This window comes from Lysinibacillus xylanilyticus (assembly GCF_001708185.1).
GTDB lineage: Bacteria > Bacillota > Bacilli > Bacillales_A > Planococcaceae > Lysinibacillus > Lysinibacillus xylanilyticus_A.
This window is the reverse complement of record NZ_MDDN01000001.1, coordinates 887,693-906,610: the sequence shown is the minus strand read 5'-3', so window position 1 is coordinate 906,610 and position 18,918 is coordinate 887,693. Positions and strand designations below refer to the sequence as shown.

The following is an 18,918-nucleotide window of genomic DNA, read 5'->3' as shown; positions in this document are numbered from 1 at the left end:
TTCTTAATGAGTTTCTTGTTTTGAAAACTTTACTGCTCCTAAAATAAAAATTAATAATCCTACTAATAATCCTTTCCAAACCCAATCTATAGAATTTGGTAATAATGGAGTGGATAAAGGAGGATATGACCAAGGTAAAAAATTAATCATAGTTGAAGAAGAACGTGCTAAGAATAAACTTGAAACTGCTCCAATGATCCCGATTAAAATTGGTACGGCTTGATTTTTAATACTTAGTGACAACCATAATTGAATAGCAATAGTAGGTAGAGAAGCTAAAAATGAAAAAGCGATTTGTTTCAAGAGTAAAGTCCAAATTATTTGATCGAAGCCTACAAAGGTTGACCAGATAACAATAGAACCCAATACTATTAAGAGGCTTGTAATCGCTAATAAAGAAATTACTAAAATGGCTTTACTAAAAAATATTTGGATTTTAGATATTGGAAGTGAGAAAATCTTTTTCCAATTATTAGAATCATGTTCATTTCCTGCAATAATTGATGGTAAAAGAGTAGCTATAACCATTAGAGTAAAATGGAGGAATAAGTTTAAAATAGCGATTATAAAAATGCCTTTTGATTCGCTTACTTTATCGCTCCAAAAATACGATTGAACAGATACTACACCACATAAGCCTATAATTCCTATTAATATAGTTCCTAATACAGGTATCTTTTTTAGTTTTTGCCAATCTGCTAATAAAAGGCGAAGCATCATAAACTTTGCCCCTTTTTAGTTAAATTTAGAAAAATATCTTCTAATGAACGTTTGTGTTCATTAACTTTATAAATGAGATTCTTCTCCAATACTAAAGATTCAACAATTTTAGCGATATCTTCACGGCAAATGGAATTTACTAACAGACCATTAGAGTTATGATCTACTTCCCAACCTTGATTTCTTAATTGTGAATAAGCCGATTTAGAGTTACCGACTTCAAGATAAAGTTGAGATTTATTTTTATTTTGTAAAACATCTAATTTATCCTGAAAGACTAATTTCCCTTCATTTATAATTCCAACATGTGTAGCCATGGCATCAATTTCACTTAATAAATGACTAGAAACCATCACGGTAATACCAAACTGCTTAGGCATTTCAATAATTAATTCTCTTATTTCCTGAATTCCTGAAGGATCTAGACCGTTAGTTGGTTCATCTAATATTAGTAATTTTGGTTCACCAATTAATGCAGAGGCAATACCTAATCGCTGTTTCATACCTAGAGAGTAATGTTTGACAGGTTTATGTGCTTCCTTTGTTAAGCGCACTAATCTCAGCACTTCATCAATTCTGCTTTTTTTTATGTCCAACATAGTAGCTAGTACTTCTAGGTTTTTGTATCCACTTAAGTGTCCATAGTATGAAGGAGATTCAACTAGAGATCCAACTTTAGATAAAATAGAAGATCTATTCTTTAATAAATCCCTATTAAAAATCTCTATATTGCCATTAGAAGGTTTAATTAAACCCAGTAGCATTTTAATGGTGGTTGTTTTACCTGCTCCATTAGGTCCTAGAAATCCGTATATACTTCTTTCAGGTACCTCTAAGTTCAAGCTGTTAACTGAAGTTACATTTCCATGCTTTTTTGTTAGGTTTCTTGTTTTAATAATATATTCATCCATATCTTTCACCTCGCGTATATACTACTAAACGTAAGTAAACAGGAGGTAAACACAAAATAAATAGGATACTAATAATTATTAGTATCCTGCAAATTAATTTTGATTGTTGTTCCTTCGTTGATTTTACTTTTAACACTAATTTTACCTCCATTAGAAACTATGAAGGATTGAGCGATACTCATGCCTAAACCACTGCTATGGGAACGATTGTATTTAGAATTTCTATAATACTTTTCAAATAAATGTTCTAAAGTATCTTCATCCATTCCGATTCCATTATCTTTTATATATATATTCATGTCCTCATTGTAAGAAATACTAATTGATATATCTGTACCTGGAGGATTATGAACTATTGCATTTAATATAAGGTTAGATAATGCTCTATTCATCAGTTTTTTATCTATCTTCATATGTAAGGAAAAAATGTTTGTTTCAAAGCTTAGATTATAACCTTCTGCGAGGGGGCTGTTGGCCATATCAATTACAATATTTTCAACAAAATCTATGATATTAACATCCTTTAATGAAACTAATAAATCCCCATTCTCAGATTGAAATAAAAGATTCATATCCTCAATAAGTGATTCTATATTGAGAGATTTTTCATAAATAATTTTTAATGAATTGGACTTTTCTTCCTCTGACCATTTGTAATCAGATGATAATAATAAACTAGAATAAGCTTTAAGATAAGAAAGGGGGGTTTTTAAATCATGAGATACACCGGATAACCATTCTCTTTTAGATTGATCTAATTGCTTTTGCAACCTTTTGTTCTGCTCTAAAGTATAGGTTAGTTGTTCCATATGATCTTCCAACTCTTCAAAGTATTGAGTTGACTTCCTCAGCCATTTGGGTATGACTTTTTTTAAGGAAGGCAAATAAGTTTTTTTGTACGGTTTTTCTAACTTTCCTTGAGATAGATGTTTAATCCAAGAAATTAAATAAATCATAGGTTGAATTACATACCAACTATACAAACCTGCAAAAATGACGAATGAAATACCAAATATTATAGCAGCGTAAATATGGAAATTATGTGGTGATATCATAAAGTTAGTTATTAGTTGCGCTAATAAAATATAGATAAAAAGCATAAAGAATGCTAATAAACTAATGATACTTATGAAGTGAAAAATAAAACGCAAAAATATTTTCAATCTTTTTGCTCCTTGTCTTTTAAAATTAACTTATAGCCTAATCCCCGCACATTTACTATGGTAGAGGGCTTTCTAGGATCTGCTTCAATCTTTTTTCTCAATCTAGAAATATGAATGGCCACTGTCTTCTCGTCACCAAGGTAAAAATCTCCCCAAACTTTTTGATATAATTGCCGAACGCTAAAAATACGATTAGGATGCTTACATAAAAAAATTAGGAGCTCAAATTCTTTAGCAGGACATTCAATAAGGTTTTCATCAACATAAATTTCACCAGATTCTTCTAATACTTGAACGTTATTGTTTAGGTGAAATCTTTTTTCTTCAAACTTTTTTGGTTCATTAGCTATGAATTCTTGCCTTCTTAAGTTTGCTTTTACACGTGCAATGACCTCTAAAGAATTGAAAGGTTTTGTTATGTAATCATCGCCTCCAATAGTTAACCCCAAAATTTTATCCATGTCAGTTCCTTTAGCAGTTAGAAATATAATAGGCGTATTTATTTGTGTCCTCATTTGCCTACATACTTCTAAACCGTCTATATCGGGTAGCATAATGTCTAAAATAATAAGATCGAAAGATTGCTTTTTAATTTTATTTAGAGCTTCTATTCCAGTTGTAGCTGTATGTATATTTTGAAACCCATCTTTTCTTAGTGCTAACTCTAGTACATCTAATAAGCCTCTTTCATCATCTACTAATAGTAAGGAATAATTCATAATGCCCCTTCTTTCCTAAAATAATAATATTTTCTACTGATATTATATCGAACATACAAAAAAAGCACGTATTTTTCAATAAATGGGAATGGAAATGTAATATTAAATACAAAGAAAGTATTGTATGGAAAAGAAGTACGAACATTAATAATGGATTCATTTGTGGTTGAATTTAGAAAAATTCAGCAAGGTGCGGAAAAAGCAAAAGTACATATTTGGTCACATAAAATCGCTTCTGAAAAGAGGATTTCCATCTGGAAGTCTTAAAATAACATGAAAAGATCCACTTACTCATTACTGAGTGAATGGATTTTTTCGTGTGCGCCCGGCGTGGACGTAATCTATAGGGTGCAAGTCCCAAACCACGAAGACAGAAGTAATGGTAGCCAAGTACATGGGTGTCCGCGGTGACCTAAATAAGAAGGAAGCAGGTGGCAAATTTCAATAATAGTTGAGCTTGCAAAACTTATGCCTTTTGTATATATTGTATATAAAGAGTATATACAATATTGGGTGGGGAGGTGTTTACATACAAATTATTGTTTCAATAGCATAAAAGATCCAATTTTTACTCAAGTTAGAAAGCTACTCTAAATAGGTGAATTACAAGAAGGTCAGTTGCTTCCTTCTATACGCAAACTCACAAAAGAGTATCATTTTCTTTAGCGAGATATCGTTCGTAAAACAGTACGATGACGTCAAAAGTTTAAAGACACACTTAAAGATTCAATTAAAAAGCTTATGGGAGGAAATGAATATATGAAATGGATAAGTCTTATGCTCGCTGGATGGTCAACATTAGTCGCCAGTTTGTTCCTAGCTTCTCTTTCCGGTGAAGTTTCTGCACAGTTGTTCGATTCATCAAGATATTCTCAATATTTTATTCAGGGTCTTGTGATGAGCGGGCTAGTTGTTCCTATTATTTTGTACTTATATAAGCATGTCTATCAGATGACAGGAGTTAAACCTAAGGTGCCGGTGTATTCTTGGAAAAGGCTAAATCACTTTATTACCGGGGTTCTCTTGGCAACTGCACTGGCTTCATTGGGATTCATTATAGCCAGTCTTCAAGGGTGGATAGTCATTGAAGACTGGCAAACCCCTGATCAGTGGTTTGGTGCGCTACTAATCAATATTTTATTTGCTATTTTTTATGAAGCTATGCCAGAGGAATTTGGATTGCGAGGTATGTTATATGATGCATTACGCCATAGATTCTCAGCTTGGTTATCGGTATTATTTCAAACCTTACTATTTGTATCTGTCACTATTGCAGTTGCCTTTATTCAAGCGCTTGTTGGCCTTACTCCCGGAGTATCTATAAATATCTTTTATATCATGTTAATTCTATGCTTTGGAATATGTTTGCAGTTACTCCGTCTATGGACGGGTAGTCTTTGGACAACAATAGGTTTTCACCTTGCATATTTAGAAATCATGAGGTTTGTCGTCTCGCCAAATCAATATGGAGTACCGCCAATCATAATCTACCATGAATCAGTACCTGGGCTAGGTGTCTTAATCTCTATTGGTATGATGATTATTGGGGGCATCATTGTATCACTCGTTATACTAGGTGCGAAGCGTTTTATAAGGAAAAGTACATAGTTTGAACCATATCGCTTTCATAAATTATTTGATTCATTGTTCAACAGTTGGGCCTGATTGTCGCATAAAAAAATTATAAAAGTCGATTCCTTATTGTACTAGGAATCGACTATTTAGGTAAAAACCGCTTAGCTTATGTTTTTCACGTTTTTTGATAGGATCTCTAAAGACAGATTTTTTACCAATTATTATGAAATGCTTCTCGGTATGTAAAACTGCTAGCTGAGTATATAAAACTTATCATTCGTGTTATTTTACATCCTTTGTCCACTCTGAAATTTTATCTTCATTTTCTTTAATCCATTTTTTAGCTGCTTCTTTAGGATCAGTGCCTTCCATAATGTCAAACATAACACTTTCTATATCTTCTGCAGTCCAATGGAAGTTATCAAGAACACTATATGCTTCTGGATCATCTTCTTTCAATCCTTTACGTGCAAATGTGCCAATATATTCTTCAGCTCCATATATACCTTTAGGATCGTCTAAATATTTTAAATCGAAAGCATTGAATTTCCAGTGAGGAGACCAACCTGTAACAATGATTTCTTCTTTTTTTTCAATTGCTTGACTAAGAGCTGCTGTCATCGCGCCTGCAGATGAGGTAAGTACATTCCAGCCTTTTAGGTTACTGTATTCCTTATAAGCATTTTCTGTTGTTGCCGTCATATTTGCTCCTGGTTCAATACCTGTTATCGTCTTATTTGCTTCATTTGTTAAATCTTCGATAGAGTTTACATCCATATAACTAGGGACAACTAAGCCAATTTTTGCGCCTGTTAGATTTTCACCCAAATCGACTATTTTCTCCTTGTACTTCTCAACTTGTGGGGCATGTGTTTGTGGTAGCCAAGCTGACACCATACCATCGACCTCTCCGTTTGCAAGAGCTTCCCACATAATTCCATTATCGAGTGGTGTTAGTGTTACATCATATCCTAAATCCTCTAGAACTTGTCCTACTATGTTCGTAGAGGCAATTTCAGTGTCCCATTCGACATAGGCTAAGTTCACTTCTTTTTTTTTGTTATTTTGTGTACCTTCACCATCTGAGTCACAAGCACTTACTATTAAACTCAATCCTAAAGCTAATCCTAGCTTCAATAGATTACTGAATCTCATAAAATCTCCCTTTCTTAGGATTAAAAAATACCTAGAAATTAACAAGTAACAACTTAACGTTAACAAAAGGTTGTTACTTTTGTCAAACTGGGTTTTTAAGAAAAAATGCGCAAATCTAAAGGGGAAGTCCGAGATCGTGCAAGTAAAAAAGCTCATGTTTAGCCTAGGACGAACCGGCTTTAATTATTTTTATTTTGTGATGTATAGTTTTCCCTTTTAGATCGAATTCCAGGCTAGTAATTTAAGGCTGTCGTAAGGCTCGCTTTAGATTTGGGAAAGGTGAATTCATTAAAGTCTAAGCTGTAGAGAAAAAAGACTTGAATGGAGATGATTTTTCTTATGAAAACATCAGCTATTGTGCAAACACAAAACCTGACCAAAAAGTATGGATCTATTAATTCTGTAAATAAAGTTGATCTTCATGTTCAGGAAGGAGAGATCTATGGGTTTTTGGGTCCGAATGGTGCTGGAAAAACAACCACACTAAAAATGCTTCTCGGACTTATCAAGCCTTCGAAAGGGACAATCAATATATTTGGGGACAGTTTAAGCAAACATCGGTCTTCCATTTTGCAACGTACTGGATCCTTAATCGAATCACCTTCTTACTATGGGCATTTGACAGGACTCGAAAATATGAGGGTCATGCAACGGCTGCGAAATGTACCTGATAAAAATGTGAATGAGGCACTTCGTATTGTACGTCTAGAAAATCAGAAAGACAAAAGAGCTGAGCAATATTCGCTAGGAATGAAGCAACGATTGGGTATTGCAATGGCTTTGCTTGCCTTTCCAAAGCTACTGATTCTTGATGAGCCGACGAACGGTTTAGACCCAGCTGGTATCGGTGAAATACGGGAGCTCATTAAATCATTGCCTAAAAGCTATGGGATAACGGTATTGCTCTCTAGCCACTTGCTCTCTGAAATTGAACAGATTGCTACTTCAGTAGGTATTATCAGTGATGGGAATCTACTGTTTCAGGGGAGTGTAGAAAGTTTAAGGGAAAAAGGCAAAAGCGCCATCCTTCTTAAAACTGAAGACAATACTAAGGCGGAGCAGCTCCTTCACACGCAAGGCTACAGTCTAACAAGAAGCGGTAACCGTCTTGAGTTCGATAATCTTCAGGACAAAGAAGTGGCAGAAATGAACCGATTTCTTGTTAAACATAACATTCCTGTCACTAGGATTGAAGAGCATAAGAAAAGCCTGGAGAACATTTTCCTGGAGCTGACAGGGAGGGGGAGGAGCTTGTGATTAAAACATTAGGACTAGAATATTACAAAATACGCCGCAAAAAAATATGGATTATGATTACCTTAATGCTTGGGGTGGAGATGCTGTGGGCTTGTAATTCCATCAACCATTCTATTGCTAAAAATCCGGTTTACGCAGTGTGGGAATCTATCTTTTTTGATATATCTTCTATGAATGGGCTTTTTATGCCAATTATTTCGGCTATCGTTGTTTCTCGTATTTGTGATATGGAGCATAAAGGCGCCACCTGGAAAATGCTTATTGCTACTAACGTGAGCCGCGGCTCTCTTTATGCGGCGAAGTATATTTGCGCTAATAGTTTGCTCCTGTTTGGCATTCTTGCGCAGACCGTACTGATGATTATATTCGGACTGATAAAAGATTTTCCTGGAGCACCTCCTACCGATTTTTTATTCAAGTTTATTGTTGGTAACTTGATGACGACCCTTGCTGTTACGGCACTTCAGCAATGGATTTCTTTAGCCATTAAAAACCAAGCATTTGCGCTGTGCTTAGGCATGCTGGGGGGCTTCATCGGTATGACCGCAGGATTTTTCCCTGCTGCAGTTAGATATATTTTTATATGGTCGTATTATTTGGACCTCAGCCCGGTAACTTTTCATTTCGCTGAGTCTGCGAGTTTTTATATGGCACAGTCTGTTGGGGTCGGTCTTGTATTGATTGTACTAACGATGACTGTTCTATTTTATATTGCCGGGAGTATTCATGTATCCCGGCAGGAAATCTGAGGTGAGAAATTGATGAAACAAAGTATCTTTGCTGAATTGCTCAAGCTACGACATTCTCGTATCGGTCTTGTACTAGCTGTACTTCCTATCATAAGTCTGCTGTTTGGATGTACAAATTATTATTTAAACAAGGGCGTCTTGGGAAATGGATGGTATAGCTTATGGAGCCAAGTTTCCTTGTTTTACGGCGAGTTTTTTCTACCTATTTTAATTGCCATTTGTTGTTCCTATGTATGTAGGCTGGAGCATTTGAACCGAAATTGGAATATTATTTTGACCGCTCCAGTATCGGTTGCAAGTGTTTTTCTTGCCAAATTGTTTGTCGTTAGCATATTAGTTATGTTCACACAAACATTTTTCCTAGGGTTGTACTGGTTAGCAGGTACCCTGTTCTCCTTACCAGGTCCTTTTCCTGTAGAGACTATAGGCTGGACGGTCCGTGCTTGGTTTGCCACTCTCTCCATTAGTGCTCTGCAATTAGGAATATCGTTGCGAATGCGAAGCTTTGCAACACCTATTGGCATTAGTCTATGTGCAGTGATTATCGGTTTGGGTATGTATGCTGCTAATGTAGGTATGTTTTTCCCGTTTTCACTACTCACAATTGGCATGAGTGTTTTAAATCAGGATCGGCTTACTGACTTACAGAATATTTTATTTTGGATAGTAAATTTAACTTTTGTAATTATTTTTGTGTCGATATCTATTCACCGCTTGAAGAATAAAGATATTGTCTCATCCTAATTACACTTGGAGGAATTTAGATGAAAAAAATATTGTTGATGCTGGGGCTTTTCATCGTGCTTGGTGCATGCATGTGGTTTTTCTTCTTAACCCCAGAGAAGCTAACACCTGAAAATCCTGCGGGAAAAACTATCTATTATACAATGATATCCGACTCTGGTATTCAGGATAACAATGGACGTTACGACTATGAATTAACTGTCTACAATAAGAAAGGGAAGGAACAAAAGCTTGAATTTTCGGCTGGAAAGCAATTGAGAGAAGGAGCGTATATCCGACTTAATTACACACGGATTCGAGGCGTCACTTATTGGGAAGAAGTTGACTTCGAGGAGTTACCAGAAGCGGTGCAACAGAAATATCAAAAATAAAAAGAAAGCCTTCGAATGAAATTGGGAAAATACTGATGAATCTCCTATTCATGTATAATAAAAGTCAGGTGATGCAGCATGGTAAATTTAAAAGACAAAAAAATATTAATAGTAGATGATGAACCGGAAATTAGAAAAATGATTGAAAGCTTTTTAAGAAAAGAGGGCTTTTTCCGTATATATAATGCAACTGACTGCAGTTCTGCCCTGTCAATCTGCCAAACAGATAAGCCTGATATAGCTATTCTCGACGTCATGTTACCTGATGGCGATGGATTCTCACTTTTGTCTTCCATCAGACAGTTCTCAGAAATGCCAGTCCTTTTCCTTTCTGCACGGGGCGAGGATGAAGATCGTTTACTCGGACTTGGCTTGGGGGCAGATGATTATATTGTGAAACCGTTCCTACCGCGTGAACTAGTTTTAAGGCTTATGGCCATTCTGAAAAGGGTCTACTCCTCTCATATTTTGGAACAATTGTCTGTTTTTCAATTAGGCGAACAGACTATTAATCTAGAAAGTGCTGTCGTATACGGGAATCAAAAGGAGTTACCATTGACGGCAAAGGAGCACGCTATACTTGTGAAATTGTATGAAAATCAAGGGAGAATCGTTACAAGCGATGCCTTATGCCAGGCCGTCTGGGGAGATGACAGCTACGGTTACGAAAATACATTGATGGTCCACATAAGGCGGGTTCGTGAAAAAATCGAGGTGGATCCATCCAAACCACTTTATCTTCTTACTGTCAGGGGACTGGGATATAAACTGTTAGTGAAAGAGACGCGTTAAGTGGAAGGAGTTATTCGCATATTACGACGATTTGTCGCCGCTACTATTATAATCTCGATATTTCTGCTTATTTTTAACTTAGTAATGTTATGCGTGCTAGTGTTCACAGAAAATAATCAGTCTCCGTCCCCAAAAAACGTGGTGAAGCAAGTGGCCCAAAGTATGGACAAACAGGGTGACAGCTACCGATTGAACGAGAACACTGCCGAGCTGCTGCAGCAAAACAATGCATGGGCTATGTTAATCGGTGAAGATGGCCATGTGCGATGGAACTACCATTTACCTAATGATGTTCCGCAATCCTACAATCTAGTAGAAGTAGCCAAGTTTTCACGTTATTATCTTATGGAATATCCTGTTTATACTTGGGAGCATCAGGACGGTCTGATTGTAGTAGGATATCCAAAGAAAAGCCACTGGAGGTATCAATTTGACTATCTCTCAGATTGGTTAGAGTCATTGCCTTTGCGGCTTATATTATTACTGATTTCTAATGTGATACTCGCTTTGCTAATATCTATTATGATTGGGACACGACTAATAAGAAAAATACGTCCTCTTGTGGATGGAGTTCACAACCTTGCCAAGGAGGAAGTGGTTCAGTTGGATGCCGATGGGATATTCGATGATTTGGCCCAGAGCATTAATTCCACGTCTACTATGCTTCAAAATAAAACGGATGCGTTAAAGGCTCGGGATGAAGCTCGCTCCAATTGGATTGCTGGGATTTCGCATGATATTCGAACGCCCCTGTCGCTAGTTCTCGGCTACGCAAGTGAAATGGAAGAAAATTCGGACCTGCTAGACGAGCAAAGACATCAGGCCAGCATTATCCGGCGCCAAGGCGAGAAGCTACGATCCCTTGTAAGTGACCTGAATTTGGTCTCCATGCTTGAGTATGAAATGCAACCTTTACATTTGAAGAACATTCGACTATCGGTTTTGGCAAGACAGGTTGCCACAGATTTTTTAAATAACGGAATAGATGATCGCCATGCCATTGATTTAAAACTGTCCACCGAAGCGATTCACATCATTGGAGATGAAAAATTACTACTTAGAGCAATTAACAACCTCGTCCAAAACAGTATGCATCACAACCCAGAGGGATGCAAAATCATACTGGAAACCAACTTGTCTGAGGGAGGCTCCAAGTATCGCTTTATCGTAACGGATAATGGACAAGGCATTCCGCAAGAACAATTAAAGAATATTACCGAGTTACCTTACTCATCAAAGAGAAAGGGGACTATCAAGCAAGGTCACGGTCTGGGGCTTCCGATGGTTGCAAGAATTGTGCAGGCACATCATGGACGCCTAATTCTTGAGAACGGTGAAGATCAAAGAGGTTTAAAAGCAGTTATGGAATTTCCTATCTAGTACCAAAAGGAAGAACAATAGAAAAAGCTAAGAGGCAACTGGAAGCACGCCGCGACTACAGATGAATGTGTCTCGCTTATTGTTTTCCTTCCGTGAGTATAGGTACTTACATCGCTATATTTGCCCCTAGCTCTGTAACGATTATCAAAATATGCAAGAAAAACAACAAAAATTGATTTTATTAAATTCATTTATAATGCTATAATTCCGCTATCAATTACTATATTTTGGGTGATGTATAAACTTATTTTGGGGAATTGTGTAAAAATAAAGGTTGCTATTGACTGTTATATATATTTTCTTAATTATCACAAGTATTGTGCCTGCTTACGCTGAAGATGAATAGATAACAGAGAGTGTGGATGACGTTGTTGCCCTTATAGGTTATAAAGGTGAATCAAAGGATAAATGAGATTAATGACAACCAGTGTAGAAATAAGGACCAAAGTGTTTAAGAGTAAGAAGGAAGGTTATACATTTACTAACTGGTATCAAATATAAAAGCAAGGGATTTAGTGAAAGATATAGTAATAGAAGACCTACCATTGTACTACCAATGGATAAAGAGGGGCTTTATGAATGAGGAGATTGCCAAGCGATGTATTATTAAAGGCTATGCAGATAGCATTTTCAGACCAAATAAAAACTTACCACCGGCATAATTTAAGGCGTTAATGTATCGAGTGCTCGGTTTATAAAGTATGACTGTTAAGGAGATGTATCGTAATTTGATACATCTCTTTTTCTATTTAAGTAGCTATGCCATTAGCAAGTATTATTCAAGGAAGAAAATGAAGTATTGTTGTTGAAAAATCACATAGGAAATTAGATTTACCTATAAACAGATAAAAATTTTATCGTATTAAAAATGTCCCGGAAAAAGATGTTGTGTTGTGAAAGGATATTAGGATTATCAAATCATGCATAAAATCGAACAAATAGTGATTTTGCATATTATAAAATACTTGTTATAGTTTACCTATTATCCTGAAAAACAAGAGACTTTATACATGGTTGCTCAAAATGAGTGAATTTGATTAAAATAAGATTTTTTGTTGGTTAAAAGAGTATTTGATGGGAGTGAAATATACACGAAACATCCGTTCTGTTGTCGAGTTTATACTCTGTGGTAGTCAAAAAGTATTGATAAAAATCCTTTTTGATGTTTAGTGTCGTGAAAAACGGGAATAGAATTTATTGATAAGAGCTATATAAACTTATCTAATTTTAATAGTTTATTATTGACACAGCTAGAAGGTGTTAGCGTAAGACATTGAGGTGTTTTTATGTATAATTTTTTAGATCGTTTAGCTTTACAAAAAATAAAGGTTTTACATCATATTTATAAAGAACAGAGACTGTATTCAAGTTTAGAGTTAGCTCAAAAGATGTCTCTGTCAGAAAGAACAATTATAAAAATAATTGAGGAAATTTCGAATGATTTGGGATCTATTACAGAATCTGCGGTTATCCAAAAAGTAGAGCATAAGTATTTTCAATTAGACTACAAAGACAATTTCTCTATTAAAACGATTGAAAGGTATTATTTACAAAAGTCATTAACTTATAGAGCTTTTGATCAGATTTTTTACAATGATTTTAATGATATTAATATGTTTGCTTTGGAAAATTTCACCAGTGTACCCTCCATATATCGACGTATAAAAAAAGTTAAACCTTTGTTAAGTCAATTTCATTTGAAGTATACATCCCTTGAAACGGTCATTTTAGAAGGTACGGAAAAACAAATTCGTTATTTCTACTTCTTGTTCTATTGGAACTCGTGTTGGGGGGAAGTATGGCCATTTACTCTCGTATCAAGAGAAGAAATTCTAGAAAGAATGAAGGAAGTAAATATAGAATACTCCGAACCTGTTTTATACTGGCTTGCCATTTGCCTAACACGTGCAAAATTAGATTGCTTAATTGAATATCATCCAATGTATGCAAACTTTACAAAACATCATCATAACTATGAGCAATTATCGGAAAAAATCAAGTATATCTTCGAAGAATTTACAACTTTATCAGAAGAAGAAATTGAATTAGAAACAATGTTTTCATTTTCCATAATTTGTTGCATGCGTCATTATCAAAAGAAAGATAATGACGCAAGTTTATTGATGAATTTTGCCCAGCACCATAATCAGGAGCTATTTATACAAGTAACTCTATATTGGATGGAAATATTTATGGAACATTTTTCCGTTACTTTAGATGTAGAAGAATATGGGGCACTTTTTATAAATTTACTACATCTTCATTATTTTATATTAACATTTTCAGGTCCAGCTAGTTTATTTAAAGAAGATCTTTATAAGAAGCGATTAGAAATGCATGAAACTGCTCAAATCGAAATCATGAATCAGTTTTATGATCGTCTATTAGATAATAAAGACTTTGCTATCGTATTTAAACGTAGAGAAGTATTAATCGGTCGATATCATAAATTACTAAAGCAAACATTAAGTATTATTAATAGAGATACCATAAAAATAAAAATATTTTCGATGATAAATGATATACCTTATCTATTCAATCAAGTAAAACGTGTTTTTGTCCATGTTGAGTTATGTTCTGAAGATGAAGAAGCAGAGTTAATCATAGCAGACCGCTTTTACTTAAATATTCAAAAAAAACCAGAAGATATATTTGTTTGGAATTCAGTTCCTTCGAGAGGAGACTATGAAAGGTTAGGAAAAAGGCTACAGGAGATCTATTTTAAAAAGTATCAACAGCCAAATAAGTTACTATTGAAAACTTTACTAAGTGATGTTTAAAGAAAAATATTCGCTTTTTTGAGAAATGGAGGTTGATTCATGCGCTGGAAAAATAAAAATATACAGATAGATCACGACATTATATTACTCAAAAGTAATATAATGATGAATATTCAAAATGGCAGTGAAATAGAGAAACAAATAAAAATGATTAAATTTTCACTAGAAGACTTACAAGTAATTAAAAACTTGCAGCCATTTATTGAAGAAGCAATAGATGACATTGTTGATCGCTTTTACAATAATCTAGAATTGGAAGATTCTTTATTGACTCTTATTAAAAAAAATAGTTCAGTGGATGATTTAAAGAAAACTTTAAAATTACATATTTTAGAAATGTTTTCGGGAATAATTGATGATGAATATTTTTTAAAAAGAGCTAGAATAGCGCAAATGCATGTGAAAATTGGTCTACAGACAAAATGGTATTTATGCGCCTTTCAAAATTTGTTTATAACAGTTATTGAGATGATCGAAAAGAATTTTTCTGATAAAGAGCTTTATTATTCTAATGTAAAAGCACTTTCAAAATTATTTAACTTAGAGCAACAAATAGTTCTTGAAGAATACGATAAAGAGACAAGTAAAATTAAAGAAAAATCAAATAAACAGGCAGCAAAAACTGGATTTCAAGTTGTCAATTCAACTGAAAATCTAGTATTTATTTCAGAACAAACTAATGCGACATTTAAGGAATTACATATTCTTTGCACAGAAATGATGGAGATCGTCAATGCCGGAAAAGAGTTATCTGCTTTAGCAGAAGAGAGGGCTGAAAATGAAAAAGTTCAAATAAGTAAACAAAATAGTAATATGATGGAAGTTTATGAGGCTGTCCAAATAATCTCCAATGATATAAAAGAATTGTTAAAGATAACAGAGGAAGTCCAAGGCATTATAGATATTGTAACGGAAATAGCCGATCAAACAAAATTATTATCTTTTAATGCAGCAATTGAAGCAGCAAGGGCTGGCGAACATGGCAGAGGATTTGCAGTTGTAGCAGAAGAAGTTAAGAAACTATCAGAAGTAACGAAAAAATCAGTCTCAAATGTAGCTCATTTAATTTTATCCACCGTAACTAATGTGGAAAAGTTATCATCTTCACTTGACATGATAAACCAATCCGTTCATGACGGGCATGAAATTATGAAACAAACAGACATATTTTTTGAGCAAATCTTACAATCTATGAAGGAAATACAAGAACATAATAAATATTCACAGGAAGAATTGGGGATTTTTGTTGATGTCGTGAAAGAATTGGGTAAAGCATTTGATGAAGTTGCATTGTCGGCTAACCGACCTGCTAGTTTTGCTAATGAATTAAACAATTGATGAGGAGTTTTCCGAATGAGCAAAAAAATACCAAAAGAATTAACGTATTTTTTAAAACTGGGTGATGCTGTTGTAATTGTTGATGAAGATCAATTTATCATTGATGTGAATCAACAATATGAAATTAGCACTGGCTATAAAAGAGAATTTCTAATTGGATTACCAGTAGGGTGTTTAAAATCGAGTGCAACACCATTTGTTATGTATAAATCGATAGAAAGTACATTGAGAAATGGAAAAACGTGGTCAGGGGCAATGGTTAATGTCAACAAATCATTAGAGCAAAGGTACTCATTTATAACGATTACTCCAATTGAAATAAAAGGAATTGTTTATTATGTAGGAGTAATGCGCATGGCAGAACAACTATTGATAGAAGAAGTGAATCAGAAACAAATAGATCAAAAGGAATTATTTAAATTGTTAGCTCTATCAAGTGAAATGCGTGATGTAGATATCGCGGAACATCTTTTAAATGTGCAAAAGCTTTCAGAGAAACTCTTGCTAAGCCTCTTTGAAGATAGATCATATAATTTATCTGTAGAGTATATTAATAAAATTATTCAATACAGTGTATTGCATGACATTGGTAAATCCGGAATTCCAGAGTCGATACTGTATAAAACGGGTACATTAACAATTCATGAAAGAAAAATCATGGAGATGCATCCTCTTATCGGTATCGATGTATTAAATAAAATATCTGATGAAATGAACAATAAACTCTTTGAAGATATGGAAATAGCAAGGAATATTATTAAATCTCATCATGAGAATTGGGATGGATCAGGATATCCAATGGGATTAAAAGGAGAAGAAATTCCATTTGAAGCGAGAGTTATATCAATAGTAGATGTATATGACGCTTTAGTTAGTAGTAGAGCTTATAAAAAATCTTGGACAAAAGAAGAGGCACTTTCATATTTAAAAGAACAGAAGGGCATTAAGTTTGATCCTAATTTAGTAAAAGTATTTATAGAAAAAGTAATAGGTGAAAATAGTATTATTTTAAAATAAATGTCGAGTATTCAGCTAAATAATGTATGAAATAATACTGAAACGACCTCATTTTAGACTTCTTAACGATGATTACTCAATGGATTTTATAATTCTAAAAAGTGCAATTTACGTGAGGAGCAAATTGAAATTTTATAAAAATAAAAGTAACACCTGATTATGAATTATTTCAAAAAAGTGGAATTCAATATGAAGAAGATGTCCAGTACTTTAATACTTTAATAACTGAAGTGACAACATTAGTATTCATCAGTGCTTTGCTTGTAAATGACATTGAATCTTAAAGAACTCAAGTTTTTCACGATTCAATTCCATACAAAGATGGCTGAACAAAATATTTTTTTCCTCATATGATATGTGCAAATGCTTCAAATATTTTGAGGAGGAAAAGTATGCATTGGGTAACCATCATTCTTATAGGCATAGCCGCAAACTTAGATAATTTAGGTATAGGTCTTGCCTATGGGATAAAACGTGTAAAGATCCCCGTTTTATCGAACGCAGCTATAGCGGTCATTTCCATGATCGTCACATATGTTGCAGTTACAGCCGGGAGTACGATTGATGAATTCATTTCTCCACATACAGCTAATTTGTTAGGTAGTTTACTGTTAGTTACTATAGGATTGTGGACTTTAGTGTCAAATCGTTTTTCTCAGCAAGGCATTGCAGAAAAACCTGAATTATTTGATGAAGATAAAAATTACATTATCTCTTTCAGAGAATCAATGACACTTGGTTTTGTCTTATCTGCCAACTGTCTAGCTGGCGGCATTGCTATTGGCGCAAACGGGATATCCGTCATATGGACAGTAATCTCTATCGGCATTTTTTCATTTATAACAGTTGGTATAGGTAGTCATTTTGGAAGCTTACTAACAAAAACATTTATTGGAAAATATTCTGCAGCTATATCTGGTTTGTTACTTCTAATTATTGGTATATTGGAAATGTTTAGTTAAATAAGTGGCGTTGTTAATAGAATTCAGGGGATATCAGGAATTTTTCCGTGATATTGGCTCATCACCAAAAGTTGTGGATGACATTTGTTAAGACGTATGCTTTGTATATTAGTTGATTGGAGTGGAGACTGGGCGACTCCTTGGGGATTAGCGTCACAGATGAGACCCTGGAGCGAGCAACGCGAGTGAAGCGGCTCATCGGACGCCCCCAGGAAAGCGCCCAGTCGGAACGGAAATCAACCACACGTTATGGTGATGATCCGTGATATTCCTTTTTGATAGGGAATTTCGGAATATTAAGGGTGAATTTGGTTAAGTTTCAATCGATGGCACAACGCTTAATCATTCAATTTTGCAAACGGACAATAATGAGTTTTATTTATATTGTAATTTTAAAAACCGAGAAAGTCCGGCTGGCAGTGTGGGGAAACTGCTAAGATTAGCAAAGTTTTAATTTATTACTTGACGCAAAATGATTATTAATATATAGTAAGTTACACAAAGTAATTAATTACTTTTGGTAACTTGTGTATTCAAAGTAACTACTTATGTTTATCTTGAACATAATTAATGTAGTTACTTCATATTTTAACATATATCTCGAATTCGAGATAAATAAAAAATTTAAATGGAGGAATTTAAAATGGCAAAATGGAATATTGATTTAGGACATTCATCAGTTAACTTTCAAGTAAAACACATGATGGTATCAAAGGTAAAAGGTGTGTTCGATACTTATTCAGCAGATATAGAAGCGGCGGATCTTGGAGATTTAACAACAGCCAATATTGACTTTACAATCGATGCAGCAAGCATTAACACACGTAGCGAAGATCGTGACAATCACTTAAAAGCAGCAGATTTCTTCGATGCCGAAACATATCCAACAATCACTTTTAAATCAACGAACATTACAAAAAAATTAGATAATGAATTTGCCATTACAGGCGATTTAACAATTAAAGATGTAACAAAATCAGTAACATTTGATACTGAATTTAATGGGAAAGGGACAAATCCATGGGGCCAAGAAGTTTATGGCTTTGAAGCTGAAACGACAATCAATCGTGAAGAATTTGGCTTGACTTGGAATGCTGCTTTGGAAACTGGTGGTGTTCTTGTTGGTAAAGACATTAAAATTACAGTAGAACTTGAAGTAAATCCAGCTTAACCTTGCAAACTGTGCTCGAAAATATAGTCGGGCACAGTTTTTTATTAATAAAGTAAAACTATGGTTCATCACCAAAAGTTGTGGATGACATTTGTTAATCGGCCCAAGTGTATA

At 34.5% G+C, this 18,918-nt stretch carries 17 protein-coding genes; 12 read left to right on the top strand and 5 right to left on the bottom strand.

The window, feature by feature from the left end:
* Positions 1-3: 3 nt before the first annotated feature.
* The 4 genes from BFJ97_RS04365 to BFJ97_RS04350 all read right to left on the bottom strand — a co-directional run bounded on the left by BFJ97_RS04365 (position 4) and on the right by BFJ97_RS04350 (position 3,516).
* Positions 4-720, bottom strand: a complete 717-nt coding sequence (locus BFJ97_RS04365) for an ABC transporter permease (protein ID WP_068983399.1) — start codon at positions 718-720, stop codon at positions 4-6.
* Positions 717-1,631 (bottom strand): ABC transporter ATP-binding protein, encoded by a 915-nt coding sequence (locus tag BFJ97_RS04360; protein ID WP_068983398.1) that lies wholly within the window; start codon positions 1,629-1,631, stop codon positions 717-719. Before BFJ97_RS04360 ends, BFJ97_RS04365 begins: the two co-directional genes overlap by 4 nt.
* A gap of 68 nt (positions 1,632-1,699) precedes the next feature.
* Positions 1,700-2,794: a sensor histidine kinase gene (locus tag BFJ97_RS04355; RefSeq protein WP_068983397.1), complete on the bottom strand. Its 1,095-nt coding sequence runs from the start codon at positions 2,792-2,794 to the stop codon at positions 1,700-1,702.
* Positions 2,791-3,516: a response regulator transcription factor gene (locus BFJ97_RS04350; protein WP_139114372.1), complete on the bottom strand. Its 726-nt coding sequence runs from the start codon at positions 3,514-3,516 to the stop codon at positions 2,791-2,793. The genes BFJ97_RS04355 and BFJ97_RS04350 overlap by 4 nt, the downstream gene beginning before the upstream one ends.
* 756 nt (positions 3,517-4,272) lie before the next feature.
* On the opposite strand from BFJ97_RS04350, the gene BFJ97_RS04345 reads away from it, so the two are divergent.
* Positions 4,273-5,121 carry a CPBP family intramembrane glutamic endopeptidase gene (locus BFJ97_RS04345; RefSeq protein ID WP_068983395.1) on the top strand — a complete coding sequence of 283 codons (849 nt, stop codon included), beginning with the start codon at positions 4,273-4,275 and terminating at the stop codon, positions 5,119-5,121.
* A 249-nt stretch (positions 5,122-5,370) separates the two neighbouring features.
* Here BFJ97_RS04345 and BFJ97_RS04340 read toward each other — a convergent pair whose 3' ends face one another.
* Positions 5,371-6,243: a glycine betaine ABC transporter substrate-binding protein gene (locus tag BFJ97_RS04340; RefSeq protein ID WP_068983394.1), complete on the bottom strand. Its 873-nt coding sequence runs from the start codon at positions 6,241-6,243 to the stop codon at positions 5,371-5,373.
* A gap of 339 nt (positions 6,244-6,582) precedes the next feature.
* Here BFJ97_RS04340 and BFJ97_RS04335 point away from each other — a divergent pair, with 339 nt between their 5' ends.
* From BFJ97_RS04335 to BFJ97_RS04285, 11 genes are all read left to right on the top strand, one after another.
* On the top strand, positions 6,583-7,500 hold the full coding sequence (locus tag BFJ97_RS04335; protein WP_068983393.1) for an ABC transporter ATP-binding protein: 918 nt from the start codon (positions 6,583-6,585) through the stop codon (positions 7,498-7,500).
* The gene (locus BFJ97_RS04330; RefSeq protein ID WP_068983392.1) at positions 7,497-8,249 is read left to right on the top strand and encodes an ABC transporter permease; all 753 of its coding nucleotides are present in this window, start codon (positions 7,497-7,499) and stop codon (positions 8,247-8,249) included. The genes BFJ97_RS04335 and BFJ97_RS04330 overlap by 4 nt, the downstream gene beginning before the upstream one ends.
* Before the next feature lie 12 nt (positions 8,250-8,261).
* Entirely contained in the window at positions 8,262-8,993 is a 732-nt protein-coding gene (locus BFJ97_RS04325) for an ABC transporter permease (RefSeq protein WP_068983391.1), read from the top strand.
* A 20-nt stretch (positions 8,994-9,013) separates the two neighbouring features.
* Positions 9,014-9,364, top strand: coding sequence for a YxeA family protein (locus BFJ97_RS04320; protein ID WP_068983390.1), 351 nt, complete (start codon positions 9,014-9,016; stop codon positions 9,362-9,364).
* A gap of 78 nt (positions 9,365-9,442) precedes the next feature.
* Positions 9,443-10,156, top strand: a complete 714-nt coding sequence (locus tag BFJ97_RS04315) for a response regulator transcription factor (protein WP_068983389.1) — start codon at positions 9,443-9,445, stop codon at positions 10,154-10,156.
* Complete coding sequence (locus BFJ97_RS04310) at positions 10,157-11,536, top strand: sensor histidine kinase (RefSeq protein ID WP_068983388.1); 1,380 nt, start codon at positions 10,157-10,159, stop codon at positions 11,534-11,536.
* A gap of 1,286 nt (positions 11,537-12,822) precedes the next feature.
* The gene (locus BFJ97_RS04305; protein ID WP_068983387.1) at positions 12,823-14,316 is read left to right on the top strand and encodes a helix-turn-helix domain-containing protein; all 1,494 of its coding nucleotides are present in this window, start codon (positions 12,823-12,825) and stop codon (positions 14,314-14,316) included.
* A gap of 39 nt (positions 14,317-14,355) precedes the next feature.
* On the top strand, positions 14,356-15,654 hold the full coding sequence (locus BFJ97_RS04300) for a globin-coupled sensor protein (protein ID WP_068983386.1): 1,299 nt from the start codon (positions 14,356-14,358) through the stop codon (positions 15,652-15,654).
* A 15-nt stretch (positions 15,655-15,669) separates the two neighbouring features.
* Entirely contained in the window at positions 15,670-16,671 is a 1,002-nt protein-coding gene (locus tag BFJ97_RS04295; RefSeq protein ID WP_068983385.1) for an HD domain-containing phosphohydrolase, read from the top strand.
* 392 nt (positions 16,672-17,063) lie between these two features.
* Positions 17,064-17,633, top strand: a complete 570-nt coding sequence (locus tag BFJ97_RS04290) for a manganese efflux pump (RefSeq protein ID WP_068983384.1) — start codon at positions 17,064-17,066, stop codon at positions 17,631-17,633.
* A gap of 643 nt (positions 17,634-18,276) precedes the next feature.
* The gene (locus BFJ97_RS04285) at positions 18,277-18,804 is read left to right on the top strand and encodes a YceI family protein (RefSeq protein WP_068983383.1); all 528 of its coding nucleotides are present in this window, start codon (positions 18,277-18,279) and stop codon (positions 18,802-18,804) included.
* The last annotated feature ends 114 nt before the right edge of the window (positions 18,805-18,918 follow it).

What these genes read in the sequence shown, in the direction of transcription:
- BFJ97_RS04290 (WP_068983384.1), top strand. Translation starts at nt 17,064, where the DNA reads ATGCATTGGGTAACCATCATTCTTATAGGCATAGCCGCAAACTTAGAT.
- BFJ97_RS04285 (WP_068983383.1), top strand. Translation starts at nt 18,277, where the DNA reads ATGGCAAAATGGAATATTGATTTAGGACATTCATCAGTTAACTTTCAA.
- BFJ97_RS04295 (WP_068983385.1), top strand. Translation starts at nt 15,670, where the DNA reads ATGAGCAAAAAAATACCAAAAGAATTAACGTATTTTTTAAAACTGGGT.
- BFJ97_RS04320 (WP_068983390.1), top strand. Translation starts at nt 9,014, where the DNA reads ATGAAAAAAATATTGTTGATGCTGGGGCTTTTCATCGTGCTTGGTGCA.
- BFJ97_RS04305 (WP_068983387.1), top strand. Translation starts at nt 12,823, where the DNA reads ATGTATAATTTTTTAGATCGTTTAGCTTTACAAAAAATAAAGGTTTTA.
- BFJ97_RS04300 (WP_068983386.1), top strand. Translation starts at nt 14,356, where the DNA reads ATGCGCTGGAAAAATAAAAATATACAGATAGATCACGACATTATATTA.
- BFJ97_RS04345 (WP_068983395.1), top strand. Translation starts at nt 4,273, where the DNA reads ATGAAATGGATAAGTCTTATGCTCGCTGGATGGTCAACATTAGTCGCC.
- BFJ97_RS04360 (WP_068983398.1), bottom strand. Translation starts at nt 1,631, where the DNA reads ATGGATGAATATATTATTAAAACAAGAAACCTAACAAAAAAGCATGGA.
- BFJ97_RS04365 (WP_068983399.1), bottom strand. Translation starts at nt 720, where the DNA reads ATGATGCTTCGCCTTTTATTAGCAGATTGGCAAAAACTAAAAAAGATA.
- BFJ97_RS04325 (WP_068983391.1), top strand. Translation starts at nt 8,262, where the DNA reads ATGAAACAAAGTATCTTTGCTGAATTGCTCAAGCTACGACATTCTCGT.
- BFJ97_RS04315 (WP_068983389.1), top strand. Translation starts at nt 9,443, where the DNA reads ATGGTAAATTTAAAAGACAAAAAAATATTAATAGTAGATGATGAACCG.
- BFJ97_RS04335 (WP_068983393.1), top strand. Translation starts at nt 6,583, where the DNA reads ATGAAAACATCAGCTATTGTGCAAACACAAAACCTGACCAAAAAGTAT.
- BFJ97_RS04340 (WP_068983394.1), bottom strand. Translation starts at nt 6,243, where the DNA reads ATGAGATTCAGTAATCTATTGAAGCTAGGATTAGCTTTAGGATTGAGT.